The 15,798-nt window shown below is 35.9% G+C and carries 17 protein-coding genes; 4 read left to right on the top strand and 13 right to left on the bottom strand.

The window, feature by feature from the left end:
• Positions 1–72: 72 nt before the first annotated feature.
• The 8 genes from RR062_05220 to RR062_05185 are packed head-to-tail and all read right to left on the bottom strand — an operon-like array spanning position 73 to position 7,168.
• A complete protein-coding gene (locus tag RR062_05220; GenBank protein MEG2027108.1) occupies positions 73–573 on the bottom strand; it encodes a shikimate kinase in 501 nt (166 codons plus the stop codon).
• Positions 570–995: a type II 3-dehydroquinate dehydratase gene (locus tag RR062_05215; GenBank protein ID MEG2027107.1), complete on the bottom strand. Its 426-nt coding sequence runs from the start codon at positions 993–995 to the stop codon at positions 570–572. The genes RR062_05220 and RR062_05215 overlap by 4 nt, the downstream gene beginning before the upstream one ends.
• Positions 940–1,731 (bottom strand): NAD(P)-dependent oxidoreductase, encoded by a 792-nt coding sequence (locus RR062_05210; GenBank protein ID MEG2027106.1) that lies wholly within the window; start codon positions 1,729–1,731, stop codon positions 940–942. The genes RR062_05215 and RR062_05210 overlap by 56 nt, the downstream gene beginning before the upstream one ends.
• A gap of 16 nt (positions 1,732–1,747) precedes the next feature.
• Positions 1,748–2,974, bottom strand: a complete 1,227-nt coding sequence (locus RR062_05205; GenBank protein MEG2027105.1) for a 3-phosphoshikimate 1-carboxyvinyltransferase — start codon at positions 2,972–2,974, stop codon at positions 1,748–1,750.
• Positions 2,971–3,915, bottom strand: coding sequence for a 3-dehydroquinate synthase family protein (locus tag RR062_05200; protein ID MEG2027104.1), 945 nt, complete (start codon positions 3,913–3,915; stop codon positions 2,971–2,973). The genes RR062_05205 and RR062_05200 overlap by 4 nt, the downstream gene beginning before the upstream one ends.
• Complete coding sequence (gene aroC / locus RR062_05195; GenBank protein ID MEG2027103.1) at positions 3,915–4,967, bottom strand: chorismate synthase; 1,053 nt, start codon at positions 4,965–4,967, stop codon at positions 3,915–3,917. The genes RR062_05200 and aroC overlap by 1 nt, the downstream gene beginning before the upstream one ends.
• The gene (locus tag RR062_05190) at positions 4,964–6,289 is read right to left on the bottom strand and encodes an MBL fold metallo-hydrolase (protein ID MEG2027102.1); all 1,326 of its coding nucleotides are present in this window, start codon (positions 6,287–6,289) and stop codon (positions 4,964–4,966) included. Before RR062_05190 ends, aroC begins: the two co-directional genes overlap by 4 nt.
• A gap of 42 nt (positions 6,290–6,331) precedes the next feature.
• Positions 6,332–7,168: a patatin-like phospholipase family protein gene (locus RR062_05185; protein MEG2027101.1), complete on the bottom strand. Its 837-nt coding sequence runs from the start codon at positions 7,166–7,168 to the stop codon at positions 6,332–6,334.
• Between the two features lie 108 nt (positions 7,169–7,276).
• Between RR062_05185 and RR062_05180 the strand changes: the two genes are divergently transcribed.
• On the top strand, positions 7,277–8,014 hold the full coding sequence (locus RR062_05180) for a tRNA 2-thiocytidine biosynthesis TtcA family protein (protein ID MEG2027100.1): 738 nt from the start codon (positions 7,277–7,279) through the stop codon (positions 8,012–8,014).
• Between the two features lie 66 nt (positions 8,015–8,080).
• Positions 8,081–8,335, top strand: a complete 255-nt coding sequence (locus RR062_05175; protein MEG2027099.1) for a sporulation transcriptional regulator SpoIIID — start codon at positions 8,081–8,083, stop codon at positions 8,333–8,335.
• Between the two features lie 121 nt (positions 8,336–8,456).
• Here the strand turns inward: RR062_05175 and glgD are convergent, their stop codons facing one another.
• The 5 genes from glgD to RR062_05150 all read right to left on the bottom strand — a co-directional run bounded on the left by glgD (position 8,457) and on the right by RR062_05150 (position 12,838).
• Entirely contained in the window at positions 8,457–9,569 is a 1,113-nt protein-coding gene (gene glgD / locus RR062_05170) for a glucose-1-phosphate adenylyltransferase subunit GlgD (GenBank protein ID MEG2027098.1), read from the bottom strand.
• A gap of 1 nt (position 9,570) precedes the next feature.
• On the bottom strand, positions 9,571–10,755 hold the full coding sequence (locus RR062_05165; protein MEG2027097.1) for a glucose-1-phosphate adenylyltransferase: 1,185 nt from the start codon (positions 10,753–10,755) through the stop codon (positions 9,571–9,573).
• A gap of 112 nt (positions 10,756–10,867) precedes the next feature.
• Positions 10,868–11,512 (bottom strand): deoxyribose-phosphate aldolase, encoded by a 645-nt coding sequence (gene deoC / locus RR062_05160; protein ID MEG2027096.1) that lies wholly within the window; start codon positions 11,510–11,512, stop codon positions 10,868–10,870.
• Between the two features lie 131 nt (positions 11,513–11,643).
• On the bottom strand, positions 11,644–12,555 hold the full coding sequence (locus tag RR062_05155; GenBank protein MEG2027095.1) for an alpha/beta hydrolase: 912 nt from the start codon (positions 12,553–12,555) through the stop codon (positions 11,644–11,646).
• Positions 12,556–12,643: 88 nt separating this feature from the next.
• The gene (locus RR062_05150) at positions 12,644–12,838 is read right to left on the bottom strand and encodes a hypothetical protein (protein MEG2027094.1); all 195 of its coding nucleotides are present in this window, start codon (positions 12,836–12,838) and stop codon (positions 12,644–12,646) included.
• Between the two features lie 121 nt (positions 12,839–12,959).
• Between RR062_05150 and RR062_05145 the strand changes: the two genes are divergently transcribed.
• Positions 12,960–13,751: a YhcN/YlaJ family sporulation lipoprotein gene (locus RR062_05145; GenBank protein MEG2027093.1), complete on the top strand. Its 792-nt coding sequence runs from the start codon at positions 12,960–12,962 to the stop codon at positions 13,749–13,751.
• A gap of 542 nt (positions 13,752–14,293) precedes the next feature.
• Complete coding sequence (locus RR062_05140; GenBank protein ID MEG2027092.1) at positions 14,294–15,508, top strand: hypothetical protein; 1,215 nt, start codon at positions 14,294–14,296, stop codon at positions 15,506–15,508.
• The last annotated feature ends 290 nt before the right edge of the window (positions 15,509–15,798 follow it).

Here is a 15,798-nt window from a genome sequence, read left to right as displayed (position 1 = left end):
AAATGTAATTTATTTTTTAGTTTGAATTGTAGTGAATTTAAAATGCAATTTACTTTTTAGTTTAAATTGTAGTTAAAATAATTTCAATTTTTCAATAATTTGTTGCGCTGTGGCTTTGCGTGATAAATATGAACAATTTATTGTGATATCGGCAAATTGTTGATATAAAATTTTTCTTTGATTATAAATATTACAAATTTCTTGCTCGTCGTTACCGCTAAGTAGCGGTCTAGGGTAAGAAGTTTTTAGTCTATCGGCAAGAACTTTTGGGGTTGCCGACAAATACACCACAGTACATTCTCTTAGTTTTGTAGCATTCTCCCCGAGAACTATACCCCCGCCACAAGAAATAACGACATTTTCGTATGATACGGCAAGCGAAAAAACTTGCGCTTCTAGCTCACGAAAAGTTTGCTCGCCATAGTCGGCGATAATTTTTGATATGCTTTGCCCACGAATATATTCGACATATTCGTCGGTGTCAAAAGAATATTTATCAAGCTGTTTTGCAAGAAGTTTTGCAATCGTTGTTTTGCCTACGCCCATCATACCGATAATAGCTATATTTTTCATTTTTTTAAAGCTAAACAAAAGTCGATAGCTTTGACATAACTATTAATTTGCTCGCCACAAAAAAAGCCGACGACGACATCTTGAAAAACTCGTTTTTGTCTAAATTCTTCTCTTGCTAAAATATTAGAAAGGTGAACTTCAACAACCGGGACTTTAATTGCCTCGATACAATCTCTAATTGCGTACGAATAATGCGAATATGCGCCTGCGTTGAGAATAATTGCTTGACAATCTGCCTGTTGCATAGCGGTTATAAGCTCGCCTTCGCAATTTGAAAAATAAAAAGATAAGTTTGCGCCTAAATTAGTTGCATATTTAGCAAGTTTTGCGTTAAGTTCGTCTAAGGTATCTTTACCGTAAAGATTGCTATCCCTTTTTCCCAGTAAGTTTAAATTCGGCCCGTTGATTATAAGAATATTCATAAAACTCCTCAAAAAGCAATTTTGTGTTGGTAAATCTATATCCGGTAAACAAATAGAAGTTTAGCACGCCTTGAAAAAACAACATAGACAGACCATTTATAGCTGTTTTTTGATATTTTCTGGCTGTTTTTAGTAATTCGGTTTCGCTACTATAAAGACAATCAAATACAAAATCACATTTGCTAATATCTCTCTTACTTACATAAAAAAGTTTATTTTTAAGCGGAATAAAAGACAAAATGCCATTAACCTTGGTAACAGGGGAAGCAATGTTTAGTTCTTTCATAAGATTTTTTGCTTTCTTTTTGTGACGGTCTACTACTGTAAGTTCTGCGTCAACGCTAAGTAACGATTTTGTCGCCGAATATGCCGCTCCCCCAGCGCCTAAAATTAACAAATGCTTGCCGGTAACTTCAATACCGTAATAATCAAGCGCAGCAAGGACGCCTTCGCCATCGGTCGAATAAGAAGTTATGTCGCCTTCCGGACTATTTATAACGGTATTTTTGGGCGTATTTTTACCCAAAAGCTTGCCGACCCGAAATTTAAAAGGAATTGTGACGTTTACGCCGTCGTATTGCTTGATTACATCAAGAATTTCTTGGTCGGTTGCGTTTTCGTTAAGTTCTACCGTTTCGTATATTAAAGGTATGCCACTCTTTTTCGAGAAAAAAGCATACATTTTAGGCGAAAGGCTGTTGGCTAAATTAGAGCCTAGCAAAGCAAATCTTTTCATTAGTAATTCTCTCCAACTATATATAAAAATTTGGGGAAGATATATTTATACAATCGGCATTATCTATATTTACGCCGTTTTTTGAAATATTACCTGCGACTATTCCGCAAAGGGCAATTCTATGGTCGCCGTAAGTTGTGATATTGCCACCGATAATACCACTTGACTTAGAAATTGTCAAACTGTCGCTATCATAATTTGCAACTCCGCCTAAACTCTGTATAAGTTGCGCTGTCGTAGCTAGCCGATTAGTTTCTTTTGTGGTAAGCGAACTTGCGCCCTTAACCACAAATTCTTTTTTGTAGTAGGCGCTAAGCAAAGCAAGCAAAGGTATTTCGTCGGCAATTTGACAAATTGGCGCAAGATTTTCAAACTTTTTAAGTTTGCTTTTGTATACGTAAATGTCGGCAAATTCTTCAAAACCATTCGAGCGGATATTTTTAATTGTAATTTTTGCGTGAGAATTTTGTAATGCTAAAACTACGCCCATTCTCGTTGGGTTAATGCCTACGTTATGGATAACGGCTTTGCCTTTGCATAAAGCTAGGGCAATAACGTAGCTAGCTGTTGAAATATCATTTGGCACAAAGACATCTCGACCGTATAGATTAGATTTAGTCAAAATAATCTTATCTTCCATTTTAATATTTGCGCCAAAATATAACAAAGCTCGTTCGGTGTGGTCACGAGATTTATCAGTTTCTTCGATTGTAGTAATGCCTTCGGCAAACAGTCCGGCTATTAAAATTGCGCTCTTAATCTGCGCAGAGCAAGAAGTGTTGCGGTAAGTTATGCCTTTAAGCCCCTCATTTGCCGTTAGGACGAACAAACTGTCGCTAGTATATTCTACATTAGCCCCCATTTGTTGCAGAGGTAGGAGCATTGACATAGGCCTAGAAGACAATGAAGGGTCACCTATAAATTTAGCGTTTACGCCTAAGCCTGCGACAAGTCCGGCGAGCAATCGAGCTGTCGTACCGCTATTGCCACAATCAAGAGTGGCTCGACTTACAACTTTTTTGATTGGGTTTACGGTAAAATAAGAGCCATTACAAATAATATTTGCGCCTAATCTATTAAGACAATCTACTGTATGCGCAACATCTTCGCCTGTATTTGCGTTACTTATGTGGCTAACTCCCGAAGAAATAGACGCCAAAATAAGCAATCTATGCGTGATAGATTTATCGCCTACGTTTGAAGATTGTTTGATATTAATGCGTTTGATAGGAGTTACAATCATAGACATTGTAAAATTTTTGTAACCTCCTCGTAAGATAAAGATATTTCTTTGGTGGAAAAGTTGCCAATAAACAATACAAAGTTTATGCTGTCAAAATTGTTCTTTTTGTCATATTGCATTAAGCTAACTAAATTTTTGATGTTATGTAATTTTGGAATAGGCGAAATGTCAAGTATGCGTTTGCGAGCCCAAGCCAAGTCGGTTGAATTTAAATATCCTAAGTAAGAAGAAATCATTAATTCGTAATATAAACCATAAAGAACAGCTCTACCGTGAGGAATATTATAACATTTTTCTATCGCATGACCTATCGTATGCCCTAAGCTAAGGTTTCTACGCAAAGAATGGTCGTAATAATCGCTAGATACTATTAAATCTTTGTATTCGATACACTTTTGAATTAAAGGCGCATTAAAATACTCGTCGTACTTGTAAAGTTGGTCTATTTCTTGATTTAATAATGTATATTTTACCAGTTCGCCATAACCATTTATAAGTTCTTTATTGTTAAGGGTGTGAAGTAAGCTAAAATCTACTATAATTTGTTTTGCGGGATAGAATGAACCGATTATATTTTTAATACCTTTGTAATTTATAGCCGTTTTACCGCCGATAGAACTATCTATTTGAGCAAGTAATGTTGTTGGAACAAGAATAAGGTCAATTCCTCGCAAGTAAACACTGGCTACAAAACCTGAAAGGTCGCCTACTGTCCCACCGCCTATGGCTACGATTGCGCCCTGCCTAGTTATGTTCTTTTTAATTAAAAAATTACATAACTTTTTTGCGTAATAAAGTGATTTTACCATCTCTCCGCTTGGCACGATAAAGGTTTTGTCCTTTGGTAAATTAAAAAGCTTGGCAAATCTTGTTATGGTGACAAAAACTGTGTTATCTTTTGTAAGCTGAGCGACATCTAATTTTTTGTAAATAATTCCCATTAAACTAAGCCCTCCTTACTAAATAAATTTAATATTGTTGCCGAAAGCATATTTTCGGCAATTACAGCTATGTTTGGAACTACGCAAACATCACTTCTTTCGTGATAAGTTGTTACGACTTGTTTAGTCAATAAATCAATAGTTTGGGTAGGTAACGCTAGCGAACTTATAGGTTTAACCGCAAGTCTTACCGTCAATTCTCCGCCCGTAGTAAGACCGCCTATTGTTCCGCCACAAAAATTTGTATCGTAGACAATTCGCTGTCCATTTAGAGCAAACTGCTCGACGCAATCGCTACCGACAAAACTTGAACCAAACCATTTGCCAAATTCGATGCCCTTAACCGAAGGAATCGAAAGCAAATATCTACCTACTAAACTTTGAAGTTTGTCGGCGTAAGGAACAATCTCGCCTAAACCGATAGGCAAATTTGAGCAAACGACTTGGCAAATTCCGCCTAGCGTATCGCCGTTAAGCCTTGCTTTGTCGATTAATTCTACCATTTGTTGCGATGCAGTTTGGTCGGGACATCTTACTAAACTTGCCTCAATTTGCATAGCTTGGGATAAATTTACATCTATATCGGTAGAAACACCGCCTATTTGCCTTACATAACTGTAAAAAAATATATCTTTTGTTGCAAGAATTTGCTTACATATAGCGCCTAAAACAGTATGCGCAAGCGTGTTACGACCGCTAGACATCTCGGCTATTTGCCTAGCCGAAGTAAGATTATATTTTACGCAACCAACGTAATCTGCGTGTCCGCTTCTTAACGCAGTAATTTCTGGTTTGCTCAAAATATCGTCGTCAAAATTTTTGATAAAAAATTCTAGCGTTCCGCCCGTAGTTTTATTGTTTTTAATACCTCTTGTAATAAGAAAGTTGTTGCTTTCTATTTGTTGTCTTGCGCTTCTTCCATAGCCGTTTTGTCTTTTTTTAAGCTCGCTGAGAATTTGTGATTGGTCAATAGCGTAGCCTTTGGGTAGCCCCCACACTTTTCCGCCAATAAATTTACTATGCGAAGCGCCAAAAACTTCTAATTTAATCATAAATACCTACAATAATTACTATTTAACATACTTAAAGTTTGGGCTATTAAGCTAATTTGTATTATTGCGGTAAAAGGAAGTTCGGTTTTAAGTGAATTTGCCCAACTTATGCCGTCTTTGTTGATACGCATAGCTATACTGCCTAACTTACTTGTCATATATATTTCGTCGGTATATTTGTCAATTCTAGAAAGAGCGTCTTGGGTAGGGTGTCCGTGTTTGTTCTTTTCGGCAACGCTTATTACGGCATATTCGGGTTTGACTGTGTCGATAAAGAATTGATTAGTGCTGTCACGCCCGCCGTGATGACCTACTTTAAGCACTTCGCAATCGCCGTCCCAAACAAACCCATCGGCAAAAGTAAGTTCGCCATTTAAGTTATCTACAAAATTTTGTTCGGCATTTTTATCGCAGTCGCCGGTAAGCAAAATATCATAATTGCCATAGGTTAGAACCATCAATGGTGAAATATCATTTTTTTCGTAAGCCGTAGATAAGTCGCCGTACATTTCTTCGCTAGGGTTATAGGTATGTATGGAATAATCGCTACCGCTTATAATTTGCCCTTCAAAATTATAATTAATCTCAGTTAAAACGCCCGAAAGCTTTTCTTGATAAACAGCTTCTACAAACGACTCGTAAACGCCGGTATTTATCTCGGGAACGTGCTTATACGCATTTGGATTTTGTTGCATTAAACTACGCAACGGGTCATTTGAGCATTTAGAATAAACTCGTGGCTGATAGACCGACTTAACGTTGATTTTTGGGTTAGCGATAACGTCGTCTAAACTACCGCAGTGGTCGGAATCGCAGTGAGTTAGCATACAATAGTCTATGGTAATTGTGTCTTGACTAGGATAAAGAGCAAATAAATATTGAGGAATACCCGTAGCGACAGCGGTTCGACGTTCGCCACCATCGATTAGCATAGTTTTGCCGTCTGGAAATTGAATAAAAATACAATCTCCTTGTCCAACATCAATAAAATGTATATTGAGTTCGCCCGAAACTGTGGCTGTTGGAGTGTCAAACTGGTTGACCTCATAGGTATAAAATTTAAATCCGTCGCCGAAATTTAAAGGCGGAACGTCAAAATAATACATTACGCCAACGGCAAAAATAACTATGCAAAGCAAAAATATTACTACGCTAGTCATTCGTTTAGTTTTTTTGCTTCCCCTACGGCTTACAGCCGAAGCTACCGCTCCCGCAGCAACAACCTTAGTTGCAAAAGATAAAATATCGCTTGTTTGTTCGGTCTTATTTTTAGTCTTTTTACCGCCTGATTTTTTAGGACTTGCTTTTTTTGAATCTGCCATTTGCGTACCCCTTTATGTAAATGTTTTAAAAACACATTTTATTTATTTAATTATGCCTAACAATTTTTTAATCTGTGGCATTTGTTCTTTGGCTGCCTTGTAGCCTTCTTCTACCATCTCGTCAATATCTTGGTCAAGCGAAGTTGCTTTGAAGCGGTCAAGGTCGGGTTGTATAACTAAGTCCGAATTCATATATCCTTTGTATGCCGACGCCGAAGTTGCAATTCGCCAAGTTGCAACAAGCACGTTGAGCAATTTACTTGAAGTTGTGCCTTGCGCACGTTTGCTGTTGATATCTACCGAAATTACAATTTCCGCCCCCATTTGCCTAACTATGTCGGCGGGCATAGTGTTGAGAAGTCCGCCGTCTACAAGTTGAACTCCGTCGATTACTGCTGGCTTAAAAAATATAGGCGCAGCGCAACTTGCCGTAACGGCAGGAGCTACTAAGCCCTTAGACAACACTACTTCTTCTCCTGTTGCGATATTTACTGCAACGCAAGAAAAAGGTATTTGCAATTTATCAAAAGTTACTCCGCCTAAAACTTTATTTAATTGTGTTTCAATATTTTTTGAGGGCGCAGAAATTAAAACCGAGCTGATAGGTCTAAGATCTTTTGCCTTTAACGACTTGCCAAACTCGATAATTTGTTGGCTGGTAAAACCAAGAGCGTATAACGCCCCTACCATACTACCAGCAGATGTGCCGGTCACATAGTCAAAAACAATATTTTCTTCTTCAAACGCTTTAAGTACGCCAACGTGTCCAAAACCTCTCGCTCCGCCACCGGCAAGAGAAAGACCTGCTTTGTAAGGCAGTTTGTTCTTCTTAATAATTTGCGTTACTTCGGTTTTTTTCTTTTTCTTAAACGGCCACATAAAATTCTCCTTATACTAAACTATTATATAACACTTTGGTTACAAAAGTAAATAGTTCTTTACATTTTTATCAATTACATATATAATTTATCATTAAAGAGGTAGAAAATGACAGAACAAGAACTATTATCAACATTAAGAAAGACAATTACGGACTTTAATCTAATTGAGGAAGGCGATAATATTGGAGTTGGTATGTCGGGAGGAAAAGACAGCTTGGTTTTACTCGCTTTGCTTAAAGCCTATCAACGTTTTTGCCCTCAAAAATTTGTTCTTAAAGCCTTTACCATAGATTTGGGATTTGATATGAATTATTCGCCGATTGAAAACTTTTGTAAGCAAATTGCGGTTGAATATCAAGTTCATAAAACGCAAATTGCCCACGTTGCCCAAGAAAAAAACGCTAAAAATCCGTGCAGTCTGTGCGCTAATATGAGGAGGGGCTCTTTGTGCGAGCTACTTTCAAGTCAAGGTTACAACAAACTTGCGCTAGGACACCACGCAGACGACGCTATCGATACTATGTTACTATCGCTTTGCTACGAAGGACGGTTCTCTACGCTTGCGCCGATTAGCTATATGACACGCACAAATATCACCGTGATTAGACCATTAATTTGCATTAAAGAAAAAGATATAATTAGTTACGCAATAGATATGCCAATAGTAGCTAACAAATGTCCGGTAGACAAATTGACAAAAAGACAAAAAATGAAAGAAATATTAAATTGCCTAGAAACTTCTATCCCCGACATACGAAATAAAGTTTTTGGAGCGATTAAAAATATAGATTCTTATAATCTTTGGGATAAATCTAACCAAAAGTATATCGATACAAAGAAATAGTCGCTGTTCTATCAAACAATTTACGACAATATATTACTATTAACAATAGAATTATGGAGTAAAGCGTTGAAAGAATACATTTCTATAAGAGTACTTGAAGTAGCCGACTATATCATTCGCAATAACTCGACAATTCGACAAACTGCCAAATTTTTTTCGGTTTCAAAGTCAACGATACATAAAGATTTGAGTTTACGCTTGCATTATTTAGATATAGAAAGATTAGAAAAAATTAAAAAAATATTAGATATCAATTTATCGACTAGGCATATTCGGGGAGGAAGAGCTACTCAACAAAAGTATATGAAATGTAAAAAGTAATTTTAAAAAAAGTATAAAAAGCAATTAATTACAATTATTAAAAATACCTCTTATTAAAAGAATAAGAGGTATTTTTACAGTATTAGATAAATTTTTTTATTACTAATAATTTATTAAATTATTAAATTTTACTGTTTTTTGGCACTATATAGGGCATTTTTTCGCAACCTTGCAATATTAAATCCTTAGCGACAACGCAATTTTTGTCAGTTATACAGTAATTTAATTTGCAATTATTCTCAATTACCGTATCTTGCATAATAATACTGTTTTTAACTACTGCGTCCTTACTTATCTTTACGTCACGAAATAAAATACTATTAATTACTATTCCGTCAATTTTACAACCGTCGGCTATAAAACTATTGCTAACATTAGCATTCTCAAAATATTTAGTAGGCGCAGAGTCTTTTACCTTAGTGTAGATTGAACGATATGGTCTGTTAAAAAGTTCGTCCTTAATCTCTTGCCTAAGCAGTTGCATATTAGTGTCAAAATATTGCTTAATGCTATCGATATAGAAGAAACTACCCTCGAATAAATATCCGCCGATTTTAAGTTTTTTAATATTTTTACCTATAATGTCGTGTTGAAAGTCACTTTGCCCACGAGAAATTGCCTCGGTAATTAGGTCAATAAGGAGTTGTCTTTTTAAAACATAGATATTAAGATTTGCGTTTGCCTGTCCTTCTTGCGAACGATGCACAAGTAACCCTTTAACCCTATTTTTGTCTAATTCTATGCAAGAAATATGAGTAGATAGGGCAAAGTCAACAAACATTGGCTTATAAGCTATGGTTATGTCGTCGCCTTGTTCGATATGAGTTTTAAGTAAATCAGCATAGTCCATATTGTACACGCAATCGCCGTCGGCAAGCACAATATATTCTTCTTCGGAACGAGTTATAAAGTTGAGCGAGCTAACAAGGGCGTCGAAACGAGTAGCGTTTGCGTTAGTGTTGGTCATACCATAAGGTGGAATTAAGAATAATCCGCCTGTGCGTCGAGCTAAGTCCCAATCTTTACCGCCCGAAAGGTGGTCCATTAACGATTGATAGTTTTGCCTTGTTGCAACGCCGACTTTGCTAATATTGCTATTTACCATATTAGAAAGAGAAAAGTCGATTAATCTATATCTTCCGCCAAACGGAACTGACGCCGAAGTGCGATTAGAAGTGAGCTCTACAAGTAAATCATCGTGAATATTTGCAAAAATTAAACCGATTGCGTTCATCTTATATATCCTCCTCTATCATTCCGCTAGGGATAACACAGTTATCGCTTATATTTACATTGCGTGAAATAACGGTTAAGCCTTTATTAGTAATTCTTGGCGAACCTATTGAAACATTTTTGCCTATATTTACTCCCTCGTCAATTATGCAATAATCGACCGTACTACCTTGACCTATTGTTACGTCGTCAAAAATCACACTATCAATTACATTTGCGCCTTCAAGCACGGTAACGCCTTTGCCTAGCACGCTGTTGCGAACTCTGCCGTAAATATTAGCGCCACCACTTACAATAGTATTTTTGATATCGCCATTATCGCCATTATAAATAGGCGGAGATAAGCGGTTGCGAGAGTGAATTTTCCAACTGCCGTCAAATATATCAAAGGAAGGCGAACCCGAAAGCAAGTCCATATTAGCTTCCCACAAGCTGTCGAGAGTGCCAACGTCTTTCCAATATCCTTGAAATTGATAAGCGTACATTTCTTTGCCATCGGCAAGCATTTTAGGAATAATATCTTTGCCAAAGTCAAAAGAAGAATCTTTTCGCTTAGCGTCTTGCGTTAAGTAATCTTTAAGCGATTGATAATTAAACATATACACGCCCATAGAGGCAAGTGTGCTTTTAGGGTGAGCAGGTTTTTCGGTAAAGTCAATAATACGACCTTGTTCGTTTGCCGTCATTATGCCAAAGCGTGAAGCTTGCGAAATATCTACGTTGATTGTGGCTATTGAAATATCGGCATTTTTTTGTATATGAAAATTTTTCAACTTATTGTAATCCATATTATAGATATGGTCGCCCGAAAGAATTAGCACGTAATTAGGGTTATAACGCTCAATAAATTGTAAGTTTTGATATATTGCGTTTGCAGTCCCCTTGTACCAGTCGCTACTGCCCTTTGCTTGATAGGGTGGTAGAACGTGTACTCCGCCGTAGAGCCTGTCCATATCCCACGGTTGACCGTTGCCAATATATTCGTTAAGTATTAAGGGTTGATACTGCGTCAAAACGCCTACGGTGTCTATTTGCGAATTGATGCAGTTAGACAAAGTAAAGTCAATAATCTTGTATTTACCGCCAAAACTAACGGCTGGTTTAGCCACGTTGTTTGTAAGCGCATATAGTCTACTGCCTTGACCGCCCGCAAGCAACATTGCAATACAATCTTTTTTGTGTTGCATAGTTATCCCCCCTTTTATTTGTTAGCCATTCGGCTAATATATTTTGCTTATGTTTAATACCGCTTATTTATTTTGTCAAAGCTAATTTGCAATTTTACTAATAAATTATTAACTAACCTTCTACAATTTGAGCGCCGTTGCTTGTGCCTATGCGACTTGCGCCTGCGGTTATAAATTCTTCGGCTGTCGCTTTATCTCTAATTCCGCCTGCGGCTTTAATCTTAACTTTTGTGCCTTTTACGGTTTCTGCCATAATTTTTACTGCGTTGATTGTTGCGCCGTGAGTAGAAAAGCCCGTGCTGGTCTTTACAAATTGAGCGCCTGCGTTGATTACGGCTTGGGTTGCCTTAGCTATTTGTTTGTCGGTCAAAAGACATTCTTCAATTATTACCTTAACTAATTTGCCGTTTGCAGCTTTAACTACGCTAGCGATTTCTTTTTCAACTTTCTTAAATTGATTGTTTCTGGAAAACGACGGATTTATTACCATATCAATTTCGTCGGCGCCATTTTTAATAGCATTTTTAGTTTCAAATACTTTTACCGCCGTCGTATTTTCGCCTAAGGGAAAACCAATTACGGTGCAAACAAGCACGCTTGACCCGTTAAGCAAGCTTTTAGCGTATTTAACATAGTCGGGTTGAATACATACGGTTGCGAAACCATATTTTACAGCAGTTGAACAAAGTTCTTCTATTTGTTTGTTACTAGCTGGTTTGAGTAGCGTGTGGTCTATCATTTTTGCAATTTTGTTCATAAATTTTACCTCTCTTTGTAGTATCTAAAATATAACACATTTAATCTATTAAGTCAATGCAGGTTTTACAATTTGTTCAACTTTAAAAAAACCGATATCACTATCGGTTTTTAATAAAAATTATATTTAATTTAAGCCAAAATAAATTTGTCAATGCTTGCAAGCATATCTGCATAAACTTCTTCTTTGTTTATTTCATTAAGAATTTCGTGTCTTGCCGAAGGATATACGGTATAAGATAAGTTTTTAACGCCGAGTTTTTTGTACATATTAGCAAGTTTATAGGATAGCTTAGCATTTTTACCGCCAAGAGGGTCTTTTTCTCCGCTAAAAATAGCGATAGGTTTGTTCAAACTAATTTGCGACAAATTGTCGGGGTGATAAATTGCCTTTAAGCCTTGCATAAAATATTTGAAAAAAGCGTTTGACATAACATATCCGCATTGTTTGTCCGCCATATATTTGTCAACTTGCGCCCTATCCCTCGACAGCCAAGCAAATTTAACGCCTTCTGCCTTAAAGGGCTTGTTATAACCGCCAAAAGAAAGGTTGTCCATTGTAACGCCTTTCTTACGCGCGCCTTTTTTGTATTGCATATTAGAAATCATTGCGCCAACATTTGTGATAAGCCCTTTCATATAGGCAGAACCGCTAAGGATAATGCCACAAGCTTTGCTAGGTTTTTCAAGATAGCGTTGAGCTACAAAACTGCCATAGCTGTGTCCAAGCACAACAACAGGCAAATTATATTTGTTAGAAAGAAATTCGGTAATAGCTATTTCGTCCGAAACAGTATCTTCAAAGATATCTCCCTCGTGATATCCTAAGTCTTGTTCACATTCGGTATTTCCGTGCGCCCTATGGTCGTCGGCAAATACAATATAACCAGAAGCGTTGAGATACTTTGCAAAGTCGTCATAGCGACGAGCGTGCTCTGCCATACCATGCAAAATTTGCACAACTCCTTTTGGCGCAGTAACATCGTCCCACAAGTAAGTTTCAAGCATTGTTTTGTCAAAACTGCAAAATTGTACGTTCTTCATATTTTTTACCCCATTTGTTTAGTTACTTTTATTTTAGTATAAAATATAAATTTGTCAATAGATGCGACAAATATTTATACAAAATTAGCTATTTTGAAGCGGTTTTTTGATTTATTTCATAAAAAACATACTTTTCTTCTTTATTAAGAAAAATTTTTGCTTTGCGTGTAATTCTTATTCTATCGGCGTTATTATAGTAAATTTTAAGTTGTATTATCAAATAAACCAAAAAAAGAGCTAAGACGCTTCCGCAAATTGAAACGAACAAAATTATCGAATTCATAAACACCTCCTTGTAAATTTCATTATAAAGATAGATTTAAATAAAAAAAAGTAATAATTAATATTATTAATACATATTTTGACTAAAACTATTGCAAAATAATAAAAAAAAGAGGTAGTATATGAAAAAATTATTTTTAGTTTTACTTTTAATTGCAATTATTGTAATTCCTTCAAGCATAGCCTTTGCGGAAAAACCAATTAAACCCAACATTTGCGACACAAATTGCAAATTATGCAAAATTATAAAAGACCTGCCTAATATTATTGATTGCAGATGCGCAATTTTTGGTTCGTGCGCTTTTGTGGCTGTAAAAATAAGGGGCGTAGCGTCGACAACGGACTACAAAAATTTGATTAATCTAGTAAAAGACACGGTAACAAAGGCTGACGCCTCAATTAACAAAGTATTTGTAAGTAGCTCTGTTAGAGCGTTTAAAGCGCTAGAAAATATCAAAAAGGGTCAATACGAAAAATTAATTAAAGATTTCGAGCTATCTACCAACGACTTACCCATTAAACTACCAAATGAAAAAGAAATTCCCGAGCATTGGCGTAGAAAATATAACGAACTTCCAAAATTTAATTCCTTTGCAAATTTAACAATCTTCGCAAGTAATAATTTACTTGCGAATTTTTTGCCTACCGTTGTTACGCCTAGCGTGGTAAATTGTACCACAGAACCTTTTGACTCGGCTAAAAGTTCTTTCCCTTGCCAAAGGGCAAAAGTAAACGAAAATTTAGCTACTCTCAATTTGTCAAACGATACAAACAATTTAATTATTGAAAATAGCGCTCTAACCTTAACAACTTCTTCAAGCGACAACTATCAATTCGACCCTGCAAATACCGCAACCGAGAACTCTTTTACTCGTCCGCAAGCTCTCCCCTACCTAAAAACTCGCCTCAAATAGTAATTGCAAGTACATTTCTTGCTTAAATTCTAACAAATATTTTACTTCTAATTGCAAGTCACAGAGCATTTATCTTACCGCCTATATCATAAACTTAGGCTTAAATAGCGTCGGCATAACCGCCTAAATATTTTGTCAACAATACCTAACCGCCTAAGGCGGTTAGGTAAACAATACATTATTTATAATAGTAAGTAGTTTTTTAAGGTAAATATTTCTAGATTGCCAAGTTGATGCAACTTTTATAAATACTTTTTATATTTAAAGGGGCAAATTTGAGCGATTAGCAACAAAATTGTAAATATTATAACAAAAATAAATAAAAATCTTGTTTTTTAATTTATAATAGTTTATACTTAATATATATATCTAATGTAATTTGCGTATTTAAGACATATTTTCTTGCGTAAGTAGATATTCTTGCCATTAAGATTATAAGTATTGTTTGTCGGTAATACCGCTTAAAGCGGTATTACGTAGACAAAGCTGTTAGGTATGTCAAATAACATTAATAAATTATAATATATTGATTAGGAGAAATTATGAAAAGAAGCTTTAAATCTTTTATTTCGTCGGCGCTTGTCTCCCTTGTGCTTATATCGTCTTCCGGCTGCTCGTCCAACAACCCTAACCCTAACCCCGACCCGGGTCCTAACCCCAACCCCGACCCGCCTCCGCCAATTGATATCCCCGTTGACAAGGTTGCCCTAAAAGCGCCAAAGATTGAAGTTAACAATAGTGGCATTTTGAAACTAACTCCAAATGCAAGCAGTGAAAAGGACACAACGGGTTATCTTGTTTCAATCAATGGAAGAACTCAGACTTTAAATGAATCGCAACGCGAGCTTACATTAACTCCCCTTGAAGGCGGAATGACAATTGAAGTCTCACCTTTAGGCGGGAAAGACACTATTGCAACTCAAAAGTCAAGCATAATCTTAACGGCAGAGCAATCTGAAAGCATTGCGTTTTATCGTTTTAATAATCTTTTAAAAGAAAAGTTAAGCGTAAGCATAGATTTCAATGTTGTTTCAATTGATAGCATGACAAATCAAGATGGCAAAACTAAAATTATGCTTACTTTTAAATGTGATAGCGTCATTTTTCAAGAAGAACATATCTTAACAAATTTATATTTTGATGATAATCAAAATATTTTCGAAATGTTAAATTCTCTTGAAACATTAAATTCCGATTTAATTACTAAAAAAAAAGTATTGCACACAAAAAAAGACGAAAGAAACGTCACTAATGACCTTTTAATTAATGGTTATTTAAACGGCAATAACAAAAATGCTTCTGTTAGCGCCCTTGCAGATTTTGTTAATCAAGGCTGGCAAGTTTCATATCTTTATAATTTTACGACTCCTATAAGATTTGATCCTGGAGGCGAATTTGGCGATATGGATTTAATTTGTTTCAACACAGAAGCCCTTGTTAAGCTGACAAAAAATGGCGAAGCGCCAAAGTTTTTAAATGTGAAATATGAAATCAAAGTTGATCAGGATATTAGATATCCTTTCGAGGACATAATAAGCGGGATATTGAACGCTAAAGACATTATCATTTCAAAAGAAACCATAGTCTATCAAAGTGAGATTTGCGGGACATTTAACGCCGTTAAAGAAAATCATGAGAATGCAGGTGAGATGACAATTGTTGGAAAAATCATTGAAACGCCAAATTCAAATGTGAGTGTTTTTCAACAAAATGATGGCAATTCTTATGTAATATTAAATAAGTATTATTACAACTAATAATTATAGTATATTAGGTCGGCAACATATTACTACAATTAATAATTTAGGTCGGCAACATATTACTACAATTTAATAATTTAATAAGTTAAGTCGGCAACGCACTATACAACTAATAATTTAAATTGGCAACATATTACTACGATTTAATAATTTAGATTGGCAACATATTACTACGATTTAATAATTTAGATTGGCAACATATTACTACAATTTAATAATTTAATAAGTTAAGTCGGCAATTTTAATTAGTTGCCGACTTAACTTATTTGTTAGTTTAAGCGACGGGC

Source organism: Clostridia bacterium (genome assembly GCA_036654455.1).
GTDB lineage: Bacteria > Bacillota > Clostridia > Christensenellales > CAG-314 > JAVVRZ01.
The sequence above is the reverse complement of the archived record's forward strand: the minus strand, read 5'-3'. Positions and strand labels throughout refer to the sequence as shown.

Coding starts and splice junctions, on each gene's coding strand:
- RR062_05140 (MEG2027092.1), top strand. CDS start 14,294: ATGAAAAGAAGCTTTAAATCTTTTATTTCGTCGGCGCTTGTCTCCCTT.
- glgD (MEG2027098.1), bottom strand. CDS start 9,569: ATGAACGCAATCGGTTTAATTTTTGCAAATATTCACGATGATTTACTT.
- RR062_05190 (MEG2027102.1), bottom strand. CDS start 6,289: ATGGCAGATTCAAAAAAAGCAAGTCCTAAAAAATCAGGCGGTAAAAAG.
- RR062_05155 (MEG2027095.1), bottom strand. CDS start 12,555: ATGAAGAACGTACAATTTTGCAGTTTTGACAAAACAATGCTTGAAACT.
- RR062_05210 (MEG2027106.1), bottom strand. CDS start 1,731: ATGAAAAGATTTGCTTTGCTAGGCTCTAATTTAGCCAACAGCCTTTCG.
- RR062_05205 (MEG2027105.1), bottom strand. CDS start 2,974: ATGATTGTAACTCCTATCAAACGCATTAATATCAAACAATCTTCAAAC.
- aroC (MEG2027103.1), bottom strand. CDS start 4,967: ATGATTAAATTAGAAGTTTTTGGCGCTTCGCATAGTAAATTTATTGGC.
- deoC (MEG2027096.1), bottom strand. CDS start 11,512: ATGAACAAAATTGCAAAAATGATAGACCACACGCTACTCAAACCAGCT.
- RR062_05145 (MEG2027093.1), top strand. CDS start 12,960: ATGAAAAAATTATTTTTAGTTTTACTTTTAATTGCAATTATTGTAATT.
- RR062_05215 (MEG2027107.1), bottom strand. CDS start 995: ATGAATATTCTTATAATCAACGGGCCGAATTTAAACTTACTGGGAAAA.
- RR062_05165 (MEG2027097.1), bottom strand. CDS start 10,755: ATGCAACACAAAAAAGATTGTATTGCAATGTTGCTTGCGGGCGGTCAA.
- RR062_05220 (MEG2027108.1), bottom strand. CDS start 573: ATGAAAAATATAGCTATTATCGGTATGATGGGCGTAGGCAAAACAACG.
- RR062_05180 (MEG2027100.1), top strand. CDS start 7,277: ATGACAGAACAAGAACTATTATCAACATTAAGAAAGACAATTACGGAC.
- RR062_05185 (MEG2027101.1), bottom strand. CDS start 7,168: ATGTGGCCGTTTAAGAAAAAGAAAAAAACCGAAGTAACGCAAATTATT.
- RR062_05200 (MEG2027104.1), bottom strand. CDS start 3,915: ATGGGAATTATTTACAAAAAATTAGATGTCGCTCAGCTTACAAAAGAT.
- RR062_05150 (MEG2027094.1), bottom strand. CDS start 12,838: ATGAATTCGATAATTTTGTTCGTTTCAATTTGCGGAAGCGTCTTAGCT.